We start from the raw sequence: 17,850 nt of genomic DNA, 5'->3' as shown, positions 1-17,850 counted from the left end.
CATGATCAACGGGGAGCGTGGGGTCGGGCGGAGCGTGGGGTCGGGCGGAGTGTGGGGTCGGGCGGAGTGTGGGGTCGGGCGGAGTGTGGGGTCGGGCGGAGTGTGGGGTCGGGCGGCGCGGACGTGGAAGCGGCCGGAGAGGGGTGGTGACCGGCCGCTGCGATCTGGTGGTCCGTTACTGCTTGAGCATGTTGTCCAGCAGCAGCGCGCAGCGGACCACGCCGAGGTGGCTGTACGCCTGCGGGTGGTTGCCCAGGCCGCGTTCGGCGAGCGGGTCGTACTGCTCGGGCAGCAACCCGGTCGGACCCGCCGTGTCGACCATCTGTAGGAACAGTTCCTCGGCGTCGGTCCGCCGGCCGGTGCGCAGGTACGCCTCGATCAGCCACGCCGTGCAGATGTGGAAGCCACCCTCGCGGCCGGGCAGGCCGTCGTCCCAGTGGTAGCGGTAGACGACCGGGCCGCTGCGCAGATCCGCCTCGATCTTCAACACGGTGGAGAGGAAGCGGGGATCGTCGCCGGCCAGCAGTCCGGAGATCCCGATCCACAGCGACGAGGCGTCCATGTCCTCGTCGCCGTACGCGACGCTGTACGCCTCGGCGTGCTCGTGCCAGCCGTACTCCAGCACGTTGGCGCCGATCCGGTCGCGCAGCTCCACCCACTCCGGGCGGTCCTCGCCGCCGTGCTGGCGTACGACGTGCAGCGCCCGGTCGACGGTCATCCAGCACATGACCTTCGAGAAGACGTGGTGCCGGGGTGGCAGACGGGCCTCCCAGATGCCGTGATCCGGCTCGTGCCAGCGGCGGCGGACCGCCTCGACCATGTTCTCCAGCACCCGCCACTCCTCGGCGCGTACCGAGCCGCGTACGTCGGCGGTGGCGGCGATCAGGTCGGCGATCGGGCCGAAGACGTCGAGTTGGAGCTGGTGGTTGGCGAGGTTGCCGACGCGTACCGGGCGAGATCCGGCGTAGCCCGGCAGGGTGTCGATGACCGCCTCGGCACCCAGTTCGTAGCCGTCGACCGTGTAGAGGGGGTGCAGCCGCTCGGGGTGCCCGCCGGTGCGCTCCACGCAGCCGTCCACCCAGCGCAGGAAAGCCTCGGCTTCGGCGATCGAGCCCAGGTCGACCAGCGCTCGGGCGGTCATCGCGGCATCACGCAGCCAGCAGTAGCGGTAGTCCCAGTTGCGGACGCCGCCCAGTTCCTCCGGCAGCGAGGTGGTCGCCGCCGCCAGGATCGAGCCGCTGGCCTCGTGGCAGAGGCCGCGCAGCGTCAGTGCGCTGCGGGCGACCAGGTCCCGGGCGGTGGTCGGCAGTCGCAGCGAGGCCACCCAGTCCTTCCAGGGGCGTTCGGCCGCGGCCTGCCGTTCGTGGATGGGTAGCCGGTGGTGTTCCAGGCTGTGCGTACCGAAGCGCAGCTCCAGCACCACCTGACCACCGAGCGCGGCGAGGTCCACCACCGCCTTGGCGGTCTCGTACCCGCCGTCGTTGCCGACCTCCCACTGCACGCCGGGGGAGTAGAGCGCCACCGGTTCGTTGGAGCCGAGCACCAGCAGGCCGTCACCGAGCGGCTGGAGCTGCACGGCGACCTGGGCGAACTCCGGCCGGGGCGCGAACTCGAGGCGAACCCGACCGGTGCCGGTGAGTACCCGGATCAGGGTCGAGTCGCCGGAGATGATCGCCGGGCCGTCCGGCGTGGTCTTGGGGTCCGGCTTGTCCAGCCAGTCGGTGACGGTGAGACCGGACCAGCGGGTCTCCACGGTCATCGTGCCGGAGCGGTAGCGCTGGCCCAGCGGAATGCCGCCCCGTTCGGGTGCGACGCTGAAGTGCCCGGCCGGGCTGCCGCCGACCAGGTCCGCGAAGATCGCCGCCGAGTCGGGCTTCGGGTTGCACAGCCAGCTCACCTTGGCGTCCGGCGTGAGCAGCGCGACCGTACGACCGTTGGCCAGCATCGAGTGCCGCTCGATCGGTACGGCCCGTTCACCGAACAGCCAGTGCCGTCGGGTCTCCAGCAGCAGCCCGAGCGCCCGGGCGGCCTCGATCGGCTCGGCCACCCGGTAACCGGCCTTGGTCTCACCGGGGCCGATCTTGATGCCGGCGTCCGGACCGTGCAGGTTGCCGAAGGCGTTCTCGTCGGTCACGTCGTCGCCGATGAAGAGCACCGCACTGGCCGAGAGTTGGGTGCGTAGCTGGTCGACGGCGGTGCCCTTGTGGGTGGCCACGACGGAGAGCTCGATGACCTCCTTGCCCTGGGTGACGGTGACGTCCGGCCAGGTCGCGGGGCCGCTGCGGACCGCGTCGATGGCGGCGGCGGCGGCCTCGGGATCCATCCCCCGGGTGTGTACGGCGACACTGGCCGGCTTGCGTTCCAGGCGGACGCCGGGGTAGGCGGCGGCGACGTCCCGCAGCGCTTCCCGCAGCCGGGTGCGTACGGCGATCAGCTCGGGGGAGAGCCGCTCGACGAAGCCGATGTCGAATTCGGAGCCGTGGCTACCGACCAGGTGGACCTCGCTCGGTAGCCGGGAGAGGGCGGCCAGGTCGCGCAGCGCGCGGCCGGAGACCACCGCCACGGTGGTCTGCGGCAGCGCCGCCAGGGCCCGCACCGCGGCCACCGATTCCGGCAGTGGCACGGCCTTGCTGGGGTCCGCCACGATCGGTGCGAGCGTGCCGTCGTAGTCGCAGGCGACCAGGAGTTGGGGTACCCGGGCGATCCGCCCGATGGCGGCGCGCAGTTCCGGATCCATCGGACCCGCGACGGGCGTAATGTTCTCGGTGGACGCCGCGTTCACGCTGCCTCCATGTCGGGCACACCGAGTTCGGTGAGGAAGGACTTCGCCCAGTGCCCCACATCGTGGGTGCGCAGATGGCGTTGCATTGTCCGCATACGGCGACGAGCCTCCGGCTTCTCCACATGCACGGCCCGTAGCAGAGCGTCCTTGACCGCGTCCGGGTCGTGCGGGTTGCACAGGAACGCCTGACGCAGCTCGGTGGCGGCGCCGGCGAACTCACTGAGTACGAGTGCGCCCCCGTGGTCCGCCCTTGATGCGACGTACTCCTTGGCCACCAGGTTCATTCCGTCTCGGAGCGGAGTAACCATCATCACGTCGGCGGCGGCGTACATCGCAGCCAGTTCGGTCCGACTGTACGACTGATGCAGATAATGCACCGCCGGCACGCCAACCCGGCCGAATTCACCATTAATCCGACCAACCTCGCGCTCAACCTTGACGCGAAGTGCCTGGTAGTGCTCCACCCGCTCCCGACTCGGTGTGGCGACCTGCACCATAACCGCGTCGGGCACTGTCAACTTTCCGTCAGCCAGCAACTCGCGGAACGCCTTGAGGCGCAGTTCGATGCCCTTGGTGTAGTCGAGCCGGTCGACGCCCAGGATGATCGTCCGGGGATTGCCCAGCTCCTCGCGGATCTCCTTGGCCCGCGCCTGGATCGCCGGGTCGGCGGCCAACCGCTCCATCTCCTGCGTGTCGATCGAGATGGGGAACGCGCCGGCCTTGACCTGACGGCCGTCCACCTGGATCATCTGGCCCTCGTACCGCAGCCCGAGCAGGTGCCGGGCGAGCCGGACGAAGTTCTGTGCGGCGAGCCGCTGCTGGAAACCGACCAGGTCGGCGCCGAGCAGACCGCGCAGGATCTCGGCGCGGAACGGCATCTGCATGAACAGCTCGATCGGCGGGAACGGGATGTGCAGGAAGAAGCCGATCCGCAGGTCCGGGCGCAGCTCCCGGAGCATCGCCGGCACCAGTTGGAGCTGGTAGTCCTGGACCCAGACCGTCGCCCCTTCGGCGGCGACCTCCGCCGCGGCCTCCGCGAACCGGGCGTTGACCAGACGGTACGCCTCACGCCAGCGGCGCTTGTAGGCGGGCGTCTCGACGGCGTCGTGGTAGAGCGGCCAGATCGTCGCGTTGGACTGCCCCTCGTAGTAGCGCTCCAGTTCCTCTGCGCTCAGTGGCACCGGGTGCAGCCGGATGCCCTCCAGGTCGAACGGCTCGGGGGCTGCGCCGGTGCCGCCTGCCCAGCCGACCCAGGTGCCCTGGTGTTCGGCGAGAACGGGATGTAGCGCGGTGACCAGCCCGCCGGGGCTGCGTCGCCACTGGCGTCCCTCGGGTGTGCTCACCTCGTCGACCGGCAGTCGGTTCGCCACTACGACAAAGGAGCTACGGACGGTCACGATCGGCCACCTCCGGGTGCTGACGGGTCCACCGCGATGAGCGTACTGAGCGTAGCTGCGGCGTCTGTTCCCCCTGTGCCGGACTCACCTACCCGGCCCGAACTCGGCGAACCCTGGACGTGATCATGTTGACAGGTGAGTCGCCCCGACCGGCCCTCAGGGCGGTGTTCCGGCCCCGGAGGAGCCGCTCTGGCGGGGCGATGTGGGCGCGGCCCGGCGTACCTGTCAGGATTGACATCGGCGTGCGCGCGGCCGGCTCCCGGCCGACAGCGACGGACGGCGGCCCTGGCCCGCGTCCGTGGCACGCGAAATCGGCGATCGAAAGCGACGGAGGAGCCCGCACCGTGGCCCAGTTCATCTACGTCCTGGACAAGGCGCGCAAGGCGCACGGCGACAAGGTCGTGCTCGACAACGTGACGCTGAACTTCCTGCCGGGCGCCAAGATCGGGGTGGTGGGCCCGAACGGCGCCGGCAAGTCCAGCCTGCTCAAGATCATGGCGGGTTGGGATCAGCCGAGCAACGGCGAGGCCCGCCTGATGCCCGGCTTCACCGTGGGAATGCTCGCCCAGGAGCCGCCCCTCAACGACGCCAAGACCGTGCTCGGCAACGTCGAGGAGGCGGTCACCGAGACGAAGGCCAAGCTGGAGCGGTTCAACAAGATCGCCGAGCAGATGGCCACCGACTACTCCGACGACCTGATGGAGGAGATGGGCCGGCTCCAGGAGGAGCTGGACCACGCCGACGCGTGGGACATCGACTCCAAGCTCGAACTGGCCATGGACGCGCTGCGCTGCCCGCCGCCGGACGCCGACGTCACCCAGCTCTCCGGTGGTGAGCGCCGCCGGGTCGCCCTCTGCAAGCTGCTGCTGGAGGCCCCCGACCTGCTGCTGCTCGACGAGCCCACCAACCACCTGGACGCCGAGAGCGTGCAGTGGCTGGAGCAGCACCTGGCCAAGTACGCCGGCACCGTCGTCGCCATCACCCACGACCGCTACTTCCTGGACAACGTGGCCAACTGGATCCTGGAGCTGGACCGCGGTCGGGCCTACCCGTACGAGGGCAACTACTCCACCTACCTGGAGAAGAAGGCGGCCCGGCTGGCGGTCGAGGGTCGCCGCGACGCCAAGATGAAGAAGCGCCTGGCCGACGAGCTGGACTGGGTGCGCTCCAACGCCAAGGCCCGGCAGACCAAGTCCAAGGCCCGCCTCGACCGGTACGACGAAATGGCCGCCGAGGCGGAGAAGACCCGCAAGCTGGACTTCGAGGAGATTCAGATCCCACCGGGTCCGCGTCTGGGCAACACCGTCATCGAGGCGAACAACCTGAACAAGGGCTTCGGCGAGCGGGTGCTGATCGACAACCTCTCCTTCTCGCTGCCGCGCAACGGCATCGTCGGCATCATCGGTCCGAACGGCGTCGGCAAGACCACCCTGTTCAAGACCATCGTGGGGCTGGAGGAACCGACCGGCGGCTCGGTCCGGGTCGGCGAGACCGTCTCGCTGTCCTACGTCGACCAGAACCGGCAGGGCCTCGACGGCGACAAGACCGTCTGGGAGGTCGTCTCCGACGGGTTGGACCACCTCATGGTGGGCAAGGTCGAGATGCCGTCGCGGGCGTACATCGCGGCGTTCGGCTTCAAGGGCCCCGACCAGCAGAAGCCGACCAAGGTGCTCTCCGGCGGCGAGCGTAACCGGCTCAACCTGGCGCTGACGTTGAAGATCGGCGGAAACGTCATCCTGCTCGACGAGCCGACCAACGACCTGGACGTGGAGACTCTCTCCAGCCTGGAGAACGCGTTGCTGGAGTTCCCCGGCTGTGCCGTGGTGATCTCCCACGATCGGATGTTCCTGGACCGGGTCGCCACGCACATCCTGGCCTGGGAGGGTGACGACGAGGACTCGTCGAAGTGGTTCTGGTTCGAGGGCAACTTCGAGGCGTACGAGAAGAACAAGGTCGACCGGTTGGGTGCCGAGGCGGCCCGGCCGCACCGGGTGACCTACCGCAAGCTGACCCGTGACTGACCGGGCGGTCTGTCGTGGCTGACCGGTTCGCCTTCCACTGCACGCTGCGCTGGTCGGACCTGGACGCGTACGGCCACGTCAACAACGCCCGCTTCCTCACCCTCTACGAGGAGGCCCGGGTGGCGTTGATGTTCGTCGGCGCCCGAGCGTACGGGGTCGGCTCGTTCGCCGAGGGCGTGGTGATCCGCCGGCACGAGGTCGACTACCTGCGGCCGGTGGACTACGCCCTCGACCGGGCCACCGTCGAGACCGCACCCACCGTGCGGATCGAGCTGTGGGTGGAACAGTTGCGCGCCGCGTCCTTCACGGTCGGCTACGAGATGTTCGACGGCGAACTGCTCATCAGCAGGGCGCGTTCGGTGCTGGTGCCGTTCGACCTGGACCGGCAGGTGCCCCGGCGGCTCAGCGAGCCGGAGCGGACGTTCCTGCTCGGCTACGCCCCGGAGGGCGCGCCGTGAGCGTCGGACACGGCATCGTCGACGTCGCCGACGCGGGGGCGTTCCTGGCCCGGCTCGTCCGGCTGGAGAGCGCCGCCCTGGTCCGGCTGAGGCCGGCCGCTGTCGGCGCGCGTACCGCCCTCTGGGCGCGACTGCCGTGGGAAGTGCTGGCGGTGCGTACGGTGGCCGGCGCGGGTCCTGGTGATGTGACAGTCTCCGCCGGGCAGTTGCTCGCCGAACTCGCGGCCGGCCGTGCGGACCTGCCGCACCGCCGCGACGCGCAGTGGCGTTGGGCCCTGCCGCCGGCGGTGAGCCGTCGGGTCGAGACGCTGCCGGGCGGGGAACTGCGCCGGCTGGCCGACGCGGCGGCGGGCACCCTGCGCGAGGCGGCCGAGCACGGCGTGGGCGGCCGGGCGGTGGGGCAGCGGTTGCTCCGCGACGCCCTGCTGGACCACGTGGCGGTGGTGGTCACCCCCGACGACGAGCCTGACCGTCCGGTGGAGGTGACTCAGCGGATGGTGCAGGGCCTGGTTCGCATGGGTTTCCTCGGTGCCTCCGAGGATTCGGCAGATGGTGACGGCGTGCAGGTACGTGCGGCTGGCCGATGGGTCGGACTGGTGGGACCGTACGGAGCCATCTGGTCGCAGAAGGCAACCGACCTTGTCGTACGGCCATCCGGGGGTCATGCGAAAGGATGACCGCTACTCATCCTTCCGGCTTGGTGCTGCCGTTGGGGGGGTGCTTCGTCCCGGCTGTCCGGGTACCGTCCATCCTCGGATCCACCCACTGTAGGCGACCGGATCCGCTGGGGAGTGAGGTGCGCGAGCGATGCCGTGGTGGTCATGGCGTCCAGGTCCCGCCAGTGGCGGTGACCCGGAAACTCGAAGCAGGATCATGGTGGAAGGTACCGTCCGGGTCGGCCCGCCGACGCCCCGCCAACCGGGCGGCGACTGCCCGGCTGCGGAGCGCCCGCTGATCGCCGACATGCCGGCCACCGTCGAACAGGTCACCCTGCGTCGGATCTGCGACGCGCTCGACCTGCTCGACGTGCGCTACCTGGCCGACGGCGACGGCAACCTGCTGGCCATGTGGGAACGGCACGCGGTGCTGGTCGCCCTGGAGGGGCCGGAGGACGAGATCCTCGTGCTGCGGGCCCGGCCACACGCGACGGTGCCGCCGGACTGGGCGGACCGGGCCTACCGGGTGGTCAACGAGTGGAACCACACCCGACGTTTCTGCAAGGCGTACGTGGGTGACCCCACCGAGCGCGGCCAGTTGCCGATCTACGCCGAGTTGCAGGTCCCGCTCGCGGCCGGTGCCCACGACGCGCTCCTGGTCGAGCTGCTCGATTGTGGCGCCGCCGTGGCGACCAGCTTCGTCGACTGGCTGCACGACGAGGGCGCCCTGCTCTGAGCGGCGGCGACAGCCGCCCCCGCAGTGGTGGCGGGGCGGTGGAGTTCAGCCGTGGGCGGCCGGGTCCGTCATGTCGTTCACCATGAAGTACGCCGCCCGTTCCAGGTAGTTCCACAGTTCCGTGGCCAGTGCCGGGGGCAGGTCGAGGCTGTCGACAGCCCGGCGCATGTGCCGCAGCCAGGCGTCGCGTTCGGCCGCGCCGATCCGGAACGGGGCGTGGCGCATCCGCAGTCGGGGGTGGCCCCGCTGCGCTGAGTAGGTGTTCGGGCCGCCCCAGTACTGCATGAGGAAGAGCCGCATCCGGTCGGCGGCCGGGCCCAGATCCTCCTCCGGATACATCGGGCGCAGCAGCGGATCGGCGGCGATGCCGGCGTAGAACTCCTCGACCAGCCTGCGGAACGTGGGCTCACCGCCGACGGCGTCGAAGAACGTGACCGCTTCGCCGTGGCCTTCGGACTCACCTGCGGGATTCACCGTTCCATCCTGCCAGGCCCGCCGGGGCGCGCGCCCGGGCGGCACCGGGTGAACGAGGGTGGCTCAGGTCACCGCGTGCCGGGGCCGCCCCGGACCCACCTGCCCGGGATCATCGGGAGAGGTGTCCGCCACTGGTCCGGCATCGGCGGTGGCCTCGGTGCTCGCGGTGTCGGTGGCGGTTGCGGAGGCGGCTTGGGCGGCGTCGACGGAGGCGGCCACGGTCTGCTGGTCGGGCCAGCGCAGGGCGACGATCGACATCAACAGCACCCCGGCGACGCTCCACACCCCCACCACGAGCGGAATCGGGAACCGCTCGGCCAGCAATCCGGTCACCAGTACGGCCGCACCCTGGATGACCTGCGTGCCGGTCGCCATGACACCGAACGCTCGGGCCCGGAAGCCGTCCGGAAGGGCCCGGACGAAAAGCCCGTTGGCCGTCGGAAGCAGCCCGGCGACGGCAAATCCGCAGATGGCGGCGAGCAGCGCCACCACCACCGGCGGCGGATCCAACAGCGCGGGCACCAGCGCCAGTGGGGCGCCCACGGCCAGCGGTCGTAGCAGGCGCAGTCGGCGGGCGGGTGCGACGGTACGGCCGATGATCAGACCGCCGAGGATGAAGCCGGCCGGGGTGGCCGCCATGATCACCGCCTGCGCCAGCCCGGGGTCCATGCTCTGGCCGGCGTGTTCGTTGGCCCAGGCGGCGGCCAGCCCTTCGGGCACGATGGAGAAGAGCATGGCGCTGAAGACCAGGATGGCGATGGCGCGCAGCACCGGCGTCCCGAAAACGATGTGAAAGCCCGCGGCGGTCTCCCGCAGCAGGTGGCTGCGGTGGGCCCTGGTCATCGCCGGTGGCCGGTCGTGTACCCCGAGTCGGACGATCACGGCGGACAGCGCGAAGGCGAGCGCGTTCATCAGCAGCGCGGCGGTGGGGTTGACCGTTGCGATGGCGGCGCCGAGCAGGTATCCGACCACCTGGGCGGCCTGCCCCACGCTGGCGTTGACGGACAGCCCGACGACGAGGCGGTCCCCGGGCAGAATCAGCGGCATCAAGGCCGACCGGGCGGCCTGACTCGGTGGGTTCGCCAGCGTGGTGGCGAACAGCAGCACCAGGATCAACGGAACCGGCATCCCGGGGATGGCGACCAGCAGCATCAGCGCCATCCGGACGAGGTCGCAGACGACCATCACCTGTCGGTACGGGTGCCGCTCGGCGACCGTGGCCAACAACGGGCCGCCGACCAGCCAGGGTAGATAGCTGACCGCGAAGGCGGCCGCCGACAGCGCCACGGACTCGGTTTCCCGGTAGACCAGGAGGGTGACGGCTGCCCTGGCGACGTAGTCACCGACCCAGGTCAGCGTGTTGGCCGCGAAGACGGCGCGGTACTCAGGTTGGGCGAAAACCTCCCGGAAGGTGGCCGGCCCCTCCGGAGAAGGTCGCTCGTCGGACACCATCGCCTCCATCGTCCCGGCGTCTGGCCACTCGTGATGGCCGCCCGGGACCATCGTCAGGTCTGCGGATCAGCGAGGACGTGACACCGCTCGGTAAGCGCGTGCACCGGATTCTGCCCGATCGTCTGACAACTGGCTAGGGCGAACGGTTGGTTGGTCGCATCTCCGACTGAACGAACGGACGATACCCGAGGGGGCCGCTCAGTCGCGACCCCCGCCGGTCGGCTCAGGTGGCGCCGCCTTGACCGGTCTCGGAGTCCGATCGAGTAGGTATCCCGGGGTAGAGGCGGCCCGCCGCGATCCTCGCCGTGATACCGGAGTTCTCCAGCGCCTCGGCCAGCCGGCGCCGCAGCTCCCGGCCGACCCTGAACTGACCGTCGGCGGTCGTCTTCACCACCGTGCGGATCACCGTGCCTTCCACCGTGACCTGCTCGACACCGAGCACCTCCGGCGGCTCGACGATCGAACTGGCCAGCTCCGGGTCCACCGCCATCGACGCGGCGGCGGTACGCAGCACGGCCGTCGCCTCCTCGGTGCCGGCGAAACCGATCGGCAGGTCGACCACCACCAACGCCCACCCCTGGCTCTTGTTGCCCACCCGGATGATCTCGCCGTTTCGGATGTACCAGAGCACGCCTCGGGCGTCCCGGACGGTGGTGACCCGCAGCCCGACCGCCTCGACCACGCCGGTCGCCTCGCCGAGATCGACGTTGTCGCCCACCCCGTACTGATCCTCGATCAGCATGAACAGGCCCGCGATCAGGTCCTTGACCAGGCTCTGCGCGCCGAAACCGAGGGCCACACCGGCGATGCCCGCGCTGGCCAGCAGCGGTGCCAGGTCGAAGCTGAACTCCTTGAGCACCATCAGCAGGGCGATGCCGAAGATGAACGCGGTGCTCAGGCTCCGGAGCACCGAACCGATGGCCTCGGCGCGCTGCCGGCGACGCTCGGGAACGAACTCGCCGGGTTCGGTGGCGGCGCTCGGGATGCGCTCGCGCAGCGGGCGGAGCATGGTCGGCACATCGGCGTCGCTGGTGCTGCGCACGAGCCGGCGGATCGTGCGGTGCACCAGCCATCGGGCCGCCAGCGCCAACACCAGGATCAGGATGATCCGTAGTGGCTTGACGAGGATCCAGAAGCTGCCCTCGGCCAACCACACCGAGTCGGTCCAGTTGAAAACGATCTTGCAAAGGGCCTCGTCCAGGCACTCCGGGCTGGGTGTCTCGACCGAGTCCGGACTCGACGGGGCGGAGGTGGGGCTGAGGCTGCTGACGGTCACCCTGTTTTCGTACCGCAACCGGTCGGCGGGTCCGCCGTCGACCCACCGGCCGGTGCCGCCCGGCCGGTCGAGCGCTGCCCGGGGGAAAGCGCCGGGTAGCCAGGATTAGTGCGTGCATTCGCGGGTCCGATCAGGGACTATTGGCGCAGCGGACGTCGGTGATCCGGCCGGCGTCGACGTGGTGTGGGGCTGTGCCCGACGCCGGTCGGCGGTGGCGAGTGGTAAGCCGCTTGACCGGGAGGGTGACGCGATGCCTGACATACGACCCACGGTGGGCTCCGGTGCGCTGGTCCTCAACGCCACCTACGAGCCGCTGTGTGTCGTGTCGGTACGTCGTGCCGCGATTCTCGTGCTCTCCGCCAAAGCGGTCTGTGTCGCCGATGGTGAGGGCATCCTGCACAGCGCCCGCAGCGCGCTGCCGGTGCCCTCGGTCGTCCGGCTCACCCGTTTCGTCCGGGTGCCGTACCGCACCCACGTGGGCCTGTCCCGCCGGGCGATCTTCGCCCGGGACGGCTGGCGGTGCGCCTACTGCCGGGGCCCGGCGGAGACCATCGACCACGTCTTCCCTCGCAGCCGGGGCGGCCGGCACGCCTGGGAGAACGTGGTCGCCGCCTGTGCCAGGTGCAACCACACCAAGGGTGACAAGACTCCGGCCGAACTGGGCTGGCGACTGCACGCGTTGCCGACCGCCCCGAAGGGCATCGCCTGGCGGGTGCTCGGTCACCGCGCCCCCGACCCACGCTGGGCCGACTGGCTGGACCTCCGCGAATCCGAAGCCGCCTGACCCCACGGGCACTCCCGGCGTGCCCGCCGGGAGTACACCATCCAGATCTCCCACACGATGCGCGAACGACACCCGCGCGTTTCACGCGGCGAATGCGCCGAACAGGTTTCCGGGGAGCCCGGCCCGCGCAGGGATCAAGCCTGACCGCCCGGAGCGGGCCGGGCTCCCCGGAAACCCACCAGTGAGTCCTAACGAGCCTCGACAAGAGAAGCGAAAACCACCACGTTGTCCGCGTAACCGGTCTCCCCACCGACCCAGCGCCCGCCGCAGGTGATCAGCCGCAGCTGGGGACGACTGAAGTCACCGAAGACGTCGTCCGTCGGCAGTTGCTCCTTGTCGAACCGGTCGACCCGGTCGACCTCGAAGACCGCCACCGTGCCGTCCGAGCGGGCGACCTCGACCCGATCTCCGGTCCGCAACTGGTTCAGTTGATGGAAGACGGCCGGGCCGGTGGTGGTGTCGACGTGCCCCACGATGACGGCCGGTCCGTACTGACCGGGGGTGGGCCCCTGGTCGTACCAGCCCGCCTCCTGGGCCCGCTCGGCCGGCGGCGCGGCGATGCTGCCGTCGGGCGCGATGCCCACGTTGTGTACCGGGGCGGCCAGGTCGATCTTGTTGATTTCGATTCCGACCGGCTCGCTCGCCGCCAGCAGCGGAAACTTCTTGGGTGGTGGCACCAGGCCGGCGATGAAGCGGTCCGGTAGCAGGCTCAGCCCGGTCAGCCGTTCGACGCCGAGCATCGCGATGATCAGCAGCATCAGCGTGCCGATCACCAGTACCGGTAGCCCTGGACCGGAGCGACCCCGGTGTCTGTGCCCCACCGCCCAGGCCCGTGGCCGTCTGGGCGGCAGCGGTGCCGCCGCGGGATCGGGCATGGCGACGCTGGCCGAACCCATCTGTGCGGCGACCCGGACCAGCCGGCCGCCGGCCGCGACCACCCGCCGCCAGGCACGCTGGCTCCGACGGGTGGTGCTCCGGCGTGGTCCGGGGCCCGGTTCCGGCGCGGGTACGCGGAAGCCGGCCATGGTGACTGTGGGTCAGGAACCGGTCCGGCGCCGGCTGCTCAGCAGCCCGAAGACCACCGCCGCGGCCACTGTGGCCATGCCGCCCAGCAGCAGCATCGAGCCGGTGCCCCGGTCGGCCGTGCCGCCGCCACCGGTCGCCGGTCCCTTGGTGGGCTGTTCCATGTTCAGCACGGTCAGCCTGGTGCTGGCGGTCCGGTCGTTGTCACAGCGCAGGTGCACCGGGTAGTCGCCGGCCGCCTTGTTGCCGGGCACGGTGACCGAACCAGTGAGAAAGCCGTTGTCCGGCCGGAGATAGACCCGGTTGAAGGCGTCCGAGGTCACCTCGGCCTGGCGGTCGTTGGCGTTGTCGCAGTTGGCCCGGATGCTCACCCGGGAACCGGCCTGGACGCTGTTCGGCGTCACCTCGACGAAGGTGTTCTCGTTCGCCTTGGCGGGTGCATCGGGCAGGACGAGCCCGGCCAGGGCGAACGCCGCGATCAGGACGAACGCCCCGCACAGTCGGGCGATGGTCGACGGGGCGCGGTGGACGCCTCCGTACGGTTGCAGACCTCGCATGATCCCTCCCTCCCGGCACCGGCGTACCGGTCCTGTTGGGGCGACCCGGGCGGCTTTCCCTCTGCTCCGGCGGCTAACCCGCATCCCGGCGACGGGGACGGACGTCAGGCGGGGGCGCTTCCTTCGGGGTGACGGGCCGCCAGGCGAGCGGGGTGGAGAGGACCATCGTGCTCGACGGCTGCCCGTAGGGGGCGAGGCGGTCGATAACCGCCTCGAAGTCCGTGATCGAACCGGCCGCGACCTTGAGCACGCTGCACGCGTCACCGGTGATCCGGTGGATCTCCAGAATTTCCGGCCACCGCGCGACGTCGGGGTCGTGCAGGATGCAGCGGGCGCCGTAACAGGACATCCGGATCAGCGCGACCATGTTGCGACCGGCCCGAGCCAGGTCGACGTGGGCGTGGTACCCACTGATCACGCCGGTCTCCTCCAGCCGACGCACCCGTTCGGCCACCGCGGGTGGGGACAGGTGCACCCGCCGGGACAACTCGCTGAAGGACAGCCGTGCATCGGCCTGCAACTCGCGGAGCAGGGCCCAGTCCATCTCGTCCATGCTCGTGACCTTACGTCCGACAAGTCAAACCCGGCGAGCGGCTCCTGTTCCATAGGTCTACTACGGAAAGCGCCGTTGAACAGGCATTCCATCCGACCAACCTGACGGGAGATCATGACTGGACGGGCGAGCTGGAAGGAGCGGACGCATGGAGCAGACCGAACTGCGCCCCCGGACGGAGGTGCGTCCGGCCACCGCACGACAGCGCGTGGCCCGCGCCGCACGCAACGGCGGCGAGCCCACCCTGGAGTTCGCCGAACGGGTGCCGTACGACGCGTACGTGCAGGCCAGTACGCTGCATCGCCTGCAACAGCCGCTCAGCGCGGACCCGGGCGAGATGTCCTTCCTGATGGTCAGCCAGATCATGGAGTTGTACTTCGGCCTGACCTGCCACGAGCTGCGGGAGACGTCCCGGCTGTTGCGCGCCGATCGGGTGTGGGATGCGTTGGCCCCGCTGCGCCGCGCCGCGCTGCACCTGGAGGGGCTCAACGCCGCCTGGCGGGGCCTGCGCTGGATGACCCCGGCCGACTTCAACCGTTTCCGCAACATGCTCGGCGAGGGGTCGGGTTTCCAGTCGGCCATGTACCGACACCTGGAGTTCCTGCTCGGGCTGCGGGACCCGGCACTGATCCGCCCGTTCCGTCGGCAGACCGAGGTGCACGCCGAGCTCACCGACGCCCTGGCCACCCCGAGCGTCTGGGACGACGTGGTCGCGGTGCTCGCCCGGCACGGTCACGACCTGCCGGCGGAGCTGCTGGAGCGGGACGTGGCCACCGAACACGAGACGCACCCCGCCGTGGAGGCGGCCTGGGTGCGGATCTACGCCGATGCCGGCCCGGACAACCACCTGCGGCTGCTCGGCGAGGCACTGACCGAGGTGGCCGAGCAGTTCGGCGACTGGCGGCACAACCACATCAAGGCGGTGCAGCGGACGATGGGTGCCAAGGTGGGCAGCGGCGGCTCCGCCGGGCTGGCGTGGCTGCAACGCAGCATGGCCCGGGTGGTGTTCCCGGAACTGTGGTCGGCCCGGACGGCGATGTGAGGCGGTCGTGACGACGATGAGCGACGACACCGAGGCCGAAGCACTCCGCCTCGACGCGGCCGAACCGGGGCACCGGCACCTGTTCCACGTGCCGCCGGCCGACGGTGGTCGCTATCCGGAGGCCGCCTACCTGGCGGGCAACTCGCTCGGCCTGCAACCGAGAGCCACCCGGGACGAACTACTTGCCGATCTGGACGCCTGGAGCCGGCTCGGCGTGGAGGGGCATCTGGCGGCGGACCGTCCCTGGCTGCCGTACCACGAGCTGCTGACGGCGCCGGCCGCACGACTGGTCGGCGCCCTGCCCACGGAGACCGTGGTGATGAACTCACTGACGGTCAACCTGCACCTGCTGATGGTCAGCTTCTACCGCCCCGAGGGTGAGCGGACCCGCATCGTCATTGAGGACGCCGCCTTTCCGTCGGACAGCTACGCGGTGCGCAGCCAGGCACGGTTCCACGGCCTCGACCCGGACAGCACGATCGTCCGGCTCGCGCCGCGTCCCGGTGAGGACACCCTGCGCACCGAGGACGTCACCGGCTACCTGGCGGCCGAGGGCGACACGGTGGCGCTGGTGCTGCTCGGCGGCGTCAACTACCTCACCGGCGAGCTGATGGACATCCCGGCGATCACCGCAGCCGGCCGGGCCGCCGGTGCGGTCGTCGGATGGGACCTGGCGCACGCGGCGGGCAACGTGCCGCTGTCGCTGCATGACTGGGACGTCGATTTCGCCGCCTGGTGCTCGTACAAGTACCTCAACTCGGGGCCCGGAGCGCTGGCCGGGGTCTTCGTGCACGAACGGCACCACGGCGACGCCAGCCTGCCCCGCTTCGAAGGCTGGTGGAGCACGGCGGCGCAGACCCGCTTCGAGATGGCCCCGGTCAGCCGGCCACCGACCACGGTCGAGGCGTGGCAGATCTCCAACCCGCCGATCTTCGCGATGGGTCCGGTCCGCACCTCGCTGGAACTGTTCGACTCGGTCGGCATGGCGGCGCTGCGGGCGCGCAGCCTCCGGCTCACCGGCTACCTGGAGCGGCTGCTGGACGAGGTCACCGCCGACCGGCCGCTGAGCGTCATCACCCCACGTCAGACAGGCCGGCGCGGTTGCCAGCTGTCGGTACGCATCGGCGCGGGTAGCGCCAACGAGCTGACCAAGCGGCTGCGCCACGAGCACGGGGTGATCGCCGACGCCCGGGAACCGGATGTGGTCAGATTCGCCCCGGTGCCGCTGTACTCGACGTACCACGACTGCTGGCGGGTCGCCGACGCGCTGGCCGCGACGTTTTCGGAGGCGGCCCGGTGACCGAGGAACGCGACGAGGTCGCGGTGGTCGGTGCGGGGCTGGCCGGCTGTCTGCTGGCCTGCTTCCTGGCCCGCCGGGGGCATTCGGTGGTGCTCTACGAGCGGCGCCCGGATCCGCGCAGCGGCACCCCCGAACGGGGTCGCTCGATCAACCTGGCGCTCTCCGAACGGGGGCTCGACGCGCTGCGTCGCATCGGACTGGCCGAGCAGGCGATGACGGACGCGTTGCCGATGCGGGGCCGGATGATCCATCCGGTGACCGGGGCGCCGGGATTCCAGTCGTACAGCGTCTCCGGCGACCGGGCGATCAACTCGATCAGCCGGGGAGCGTTGAACAACGCCCTGCTGGATGCCGCCGCCAAGCTGCCGGGGGTGCGGACCGCCTTCGAGCACCGGCTGGTCGGGCTCGACCCGGCGACCGCGACGATGACCTTCGAGACGCCGCGGGGCGCGGTGACCGCGGGCGCGCGGGTGGTGCTCGGCACCGACGGCGCCGGTTCGGCGGTACGCGGACAGCTGCTCGCCCACGACCTGGTGAACGAGAGCGTCGACTTCCTCGACTACGGCTACAAGGAACTGACCATCCCGCCGCTGGGTGGCGATTTCGCCCTGGACCCGGGTGCGCTGCACATCTGGCCGCGCGGCACCTCGATGATGATCGCGCTGCCCAACCCGGACCGCTCGTTCACCTGCACCCTGTTCTGGCCCACCCACGGCACCGCCAGCTTCGCCTCGCTGGGCAGCGTGGCGGCGATCGAACGGCATTTCGCGCAGCACTACCCGGACGTGCCGCCGATCGCCCCGAACCTGGTCGACGACTACCAGCACAACCCGGTCGGGGTGCTCGGCACGGTGCGGTGCGATCCGTGGCAGGTCGACGGGCGGGTCGCCCTGCTCGGCGACGCGGCGCACGCCATCGTGCCGTTCTACGGCCAGGGCGCGAACTGTGCCTTCGAGGACGTGGTGGAGCTGGACCGCTGCCTCGACGAGTGTGCCGGGGACTGGTCGGCGGCGCTGCCGCTGTTCCAGCACCGCCGGCAGGACAACGCCGAGGCGATCGCCCGGATGGCGCTGGCCAACTTCGTGGAGATGCGTGACAAGGTCGCCTCCCCGGTCTTCCGGACCCGCAAGCGGGTCGAGCACGCGCTGGAGCGTGCCCTGCCCGGCCGGTACGTCTCCCAGTACGAGCTGGTGTCGTTCTCCACCGTCCCATATGCCCGGGTGCGTCGTCGGGTTCGCCGGCAGTACCAGGTGGTCGGCCTGGCGGCGGCCGGTGTGGCGGCGGCGGCCTGTGTGGCGGCGGCGCTCGGGTTCAGGAGGCGCGGATGACGCTCTGGGAT

16 protein-coding genes are annotated in these 17,850 nt (G+C 70.5%); 8 read left to right on the top strand and 8 right to left on the bottom strand.

What is annotated here, in order from left to right; translation table 11 throughout:
• Positions 1-175: 175 nt before the first annotated feature.
• Together otsB and AC2CHE_RS03895 are read right to left on the bottom strand one after the other, a co-directional pair.
• Positions 176-2,737: a trehalose-phosphatase gene (gene otsB / locus AC2CHE_RS03900; protein ID WP_484503563.1), complete on the bottom strand. Its 2,562-nt coding sequence runs from the start codon at positions 2,735-2,737 to the stop codon at positions 176-178.
• Between the two features lie 41 nt (positions 2,738-2,778).
• Positions 2,779-4,179 carry an alpha,alpha-trehalose-phosphate synthase (UDP-forming) gene (locus AC2CHE_RS03895; protein ID WP_093411226.1) on the bottom strand — a complete coding sequence of 467 codons (1,401 nt, stop codon included), beginning with the start codon at positions 4,177-4,179 and terminating at the stop codon, positions 2,779-2,781.
• A 344-nt stretch (positions 4,180-4,523) separates the two neighbouring features.
• Between AC2CHE_RS03895 and ettA the strand changes: the two genes are divergently transcribed.
• From ettA to AC2CHE_RS03875, 4 genes are all read left to right on the top strand, one after another.
• Positions 4,524-6,200: an energy-dependent translational throttle protein EttA gene (gene ettA / locus AC2CHE_RS03890; protein ID WP_484503498.1), complete on the top strand. Its 1,677-nt coding sequence runs from the start codon at positions 4,524-4,526 to the stop codon at positions 6,198-6,200.
• A gap of 14 nt (positions 6,201-6,214) precedes the next feature.
• Positions 6,215-6,658 (top strand): acyl-CoA thioesterase, encoded by a 444-nt coding sequence (locus AC2CHE_RS03885; RefSeq protein WP_484503497.1) that lies wholly within the window; start codon positions 6,215-6,217, stop codon positions 6,656-6,658.
• Positions 6,655-7,335 carry a DUF8185 domain-containing protein gene (locus tag AC2CHE_RS03880; protein ID WP_484503496.1) on the top strand — a complete coding sequence of 227 codons (681 nt, stop codon included), beginning with the start codon at positions 6,655-6,657 and terminating at the stop codon, positions 7,333-7,335. The genes AC2CHE_RS03885 and AC2CHE_RS03880 overlap by 4 nt, the downstream gene beginning before the upstream one ends.
• A gap of 130 nt (positions 7,336-7,465) precedes the next feature.
• Positions 7,466-8,050 (top strand): type III secretion system chaperone family protein, encoded by a 585-nt coding sequence (locus AC2CHE_RS03875; RefSeq protein ID WP_484503495.1) that lies wholly within the window; start codon positions 7,466-7,468, stop codon positions 8,048-8,050.
• A 45-nt stretch (positions 8,051-8,095) separates the two neighbouring features.
• Here the strand turns inward: AC2CHE_RS03875 and AC2CHE_RS03870 are convergent, their stop codons facing one another.
• The 3 genes from AC2CHE_RS03870 to AC2CHE_RS03860 form a co-directional block, all read right to left on the bottom strand.
• Positions 8,096-8,524 carry a globin gene (locus AC2CHE_RS03870; protein ID WP_484503494.1) on the bottom strand — a complete coding sequence of 143 codons (429 nt, stop codon included), beginning with the start codon at positions 8,522-8,524 and terminating at the stop codon, positions 8,096-8,098.
• 63 nt (positions 8,525-8,587) lie between these two features.
• On the bottom strand, positions 8,588-9,976 hold the full coding sequence (locus AC2CHE_RS03865; protein ID WP_484503493.1) for an MFS transporter: 1,389 nt from the start codon (positions 9,974-9,976) through the stop codon (positions 8,588-8,590).
• A 223-nt stretch (positions 9,977-10,199) separates the two neighbouring features.
• The gene (locus tag AC2CHE_RS03860; RefSeq protein WP_484503492.1) at positions 10,200-11,252 is read right to left on the bottom strand and encodes a mechanosensitive ion channel family protein; all 1,053 of its coding nucleotides are present in this window, start codon (positions 11,250-11,252) and stop codon (positions 10,200-10,202) included.
• A gap of 250 nt (positions 11,253-11,502) precedes the next feature.
• Here AC2CHE_RS03860 and AC2CHE_RS03855 point away from each other — a divergent pair, with 250 nt between their 5' ends.
• Entirely contained in the window at positions 11,503-12,036 is a 534-nt protein-coding gene (locus AC2CHE_RS03855) for an HNH endonuclease (protein WP_484503491.1), read from the top strand.
• 188 nt (positions 12,037-12,224) lie between these two features.
• Here the strand turns inward: AC2CHE_RS03855 and AC2CHE_RS03850 are convergent, their stop codons facing one another.
• From AC2CHE_RS03850 to AC2CHE_RS03840, 3 genes are all read right to left on the bottom strand, one after another.
• Positions 12,225-13,061: a class F sortase gene (locus tag AC2CHE_RS03850; RefSeq protein ID WP_484503490.1), complete on the bottom strand. Its 837-nt coding sequence runs from the start codon at positions 13,059-13,061 to the stop codon at positions 12,225-12,227.
• A gap of 12 nt (positions 13,062-13,073) precedes the next feature.
• Entirely contained in the window at positions 13,074-13,616 is a 543-nt protein-coding gene (locus AC2CHE_RS03845; protein WP_484503489.1) for a hypothetical protein, read from the bottom strand.
• A 73-nt stretch (positions 13,617-13,689) separates the two neighbouring features.
• Complete coding sequence (locus tag AC2CHE_RS03840) at positions 13,690-14,169, bottom strand: Lrp/AsnC family transcriptional regulator (RefSeq protein WP_484503488.1); 480 nt, start codon at positions 14,167-14,169, stop codon at positions 13,690-13,692.
• A gap of 148 nt (positions 14,170-14,317) precedes the next feature.
• Here AC2CHE_RS03840 and AC2CHE_RS03835 point away from each other — a divergent pair, with 148 nt between their 5' ends.
• Genes AC2CHE_RS03835 through AC2CHE_RS03825 form a run of 3 tightly spaced genes read left to right on the top strand, consistent with a single transcriptional unit; the run spans position 14,318 to position 17,839 of the window.
• Positions 14,318-15,211 carry a tryptophan 2,3-dioxygenase gene (locus tag AC2CHE_RS03835; RefSeq protein ID WP_484503487.1) on the top strand — a complete coding sequence of 298 codons (894 nt, stop codon included), beginning with the start codon at positions 14,318-14,320 and terminating at the stop codon, positions 15,209-15,211.
• Between the two features lie 16 nt (positions 15,212-15,227).
• On the top strand, positions 15,228-16,511 hold the full coding sequence (gene kynU, locus AC2CHE_RS03830; RefSeq protein WP_484503486.1) for a kynureninase: 1,284 nt from the start codon (positions 15,228-15,230) through the stop codon (positions 16,509-16,511).
• Positions 16,508-17,839 carry an FAD-dependent oxidoreductase gene (locus AC2CHE_RS03825; RefSeq protein WP_484503485.1) on the top strand — a complete coding sequence of 444 codons (1,332 nt, stop codon included), beginning with the start codon at positions 16,508-16,510 and terminating at the stop codon, positions 17,837-17,839. The genes kynU and AC2CHE_RS03825 overlap by 4 nt, the downstream gene beginning before the upstream one ends.
• Positions 17,840-17,850: the final 11 nt, after the last annotated feature.

It is taken from the genome of Micromonospora sp. ATLC16, assembly GCF_057196645.1.
Note: the sequence above shows the minus strand (reverse complement) of the source record. Positions and strands in the feature narration are given on the sequence as shown.

What these genes read in the sequence shown, in the direction of transcription:
- otsB (WP_484503563.1), bottom strand. Translation starts at nt 2,737, where the DNA reads ATGGATCCGGAACTGCGCGCCGCCATCGGGCGGATCGCCCGGGTACCC.
- AC2CHE_RS03875 (WP_484503495.1), top strand. Translation starts at nt 7,466, where the DNA reads ATGCCGTGGTGGTCATGGCGTCCAGGTCCCGCCAGTGGCGGTGACCCG.
- AC2CHE_RS03865 (WP_484503493.1), bottom strand. Translation starts at nt 9,976, where the DNA reads ATGGTGTCCGACGAGCGACCTTCTCCGGAGGGGCCGGCCACCTTCCGG.
- AC2CHE_RS03855 (WP_484503491.1), top strand. Translation starts at nt 11,503, where the DNA reads ATGCCTGACATACGACCCACGGTGGGCTCCGGTGCGCTGGTCCTCAAC.
- AC2CHE_RS03850 (WP_484503490.1), bottom strand. Translation starts at nt 13,061, where the DNA reads ATGGCCGGCTTCCGCGTACCCGCGCCGGAACCGGGCCCCGGACCACGC.
- AC2CHE_RS03845 (WP_484503489.1), bottom strand. Translation starts at nt 13,616, where the DNA reads ATGCGAGGTCTGCAACCGTACGGAGGCGTCCACCGCGCCCCGTCGACC.
- AC2CHE_RS03840 (WP_484503488.1), bottom strand. Translation starts at nt 14,169, where the DNA reads ATGGACGAGATGGACTGGGCCCTGCTCCGCGAGTTGCAGGCCGATGCA.
- AC2CHE_RS03835 (WP_484503487.1), top strand. Translation starts at nt 14,318, where the DNA reads ATGGAGCAGACCGAACTGCGCCCCCGGACGGAGGTGCGTCCGGCCACC.
- kynU (WP_484503486.1), top strand. Translation starts at nt 15,228, where the DNA reads ATGAGCGACGACACCGAGGCCGAAGCACTCCGCCTCGACGCGGCCGAA.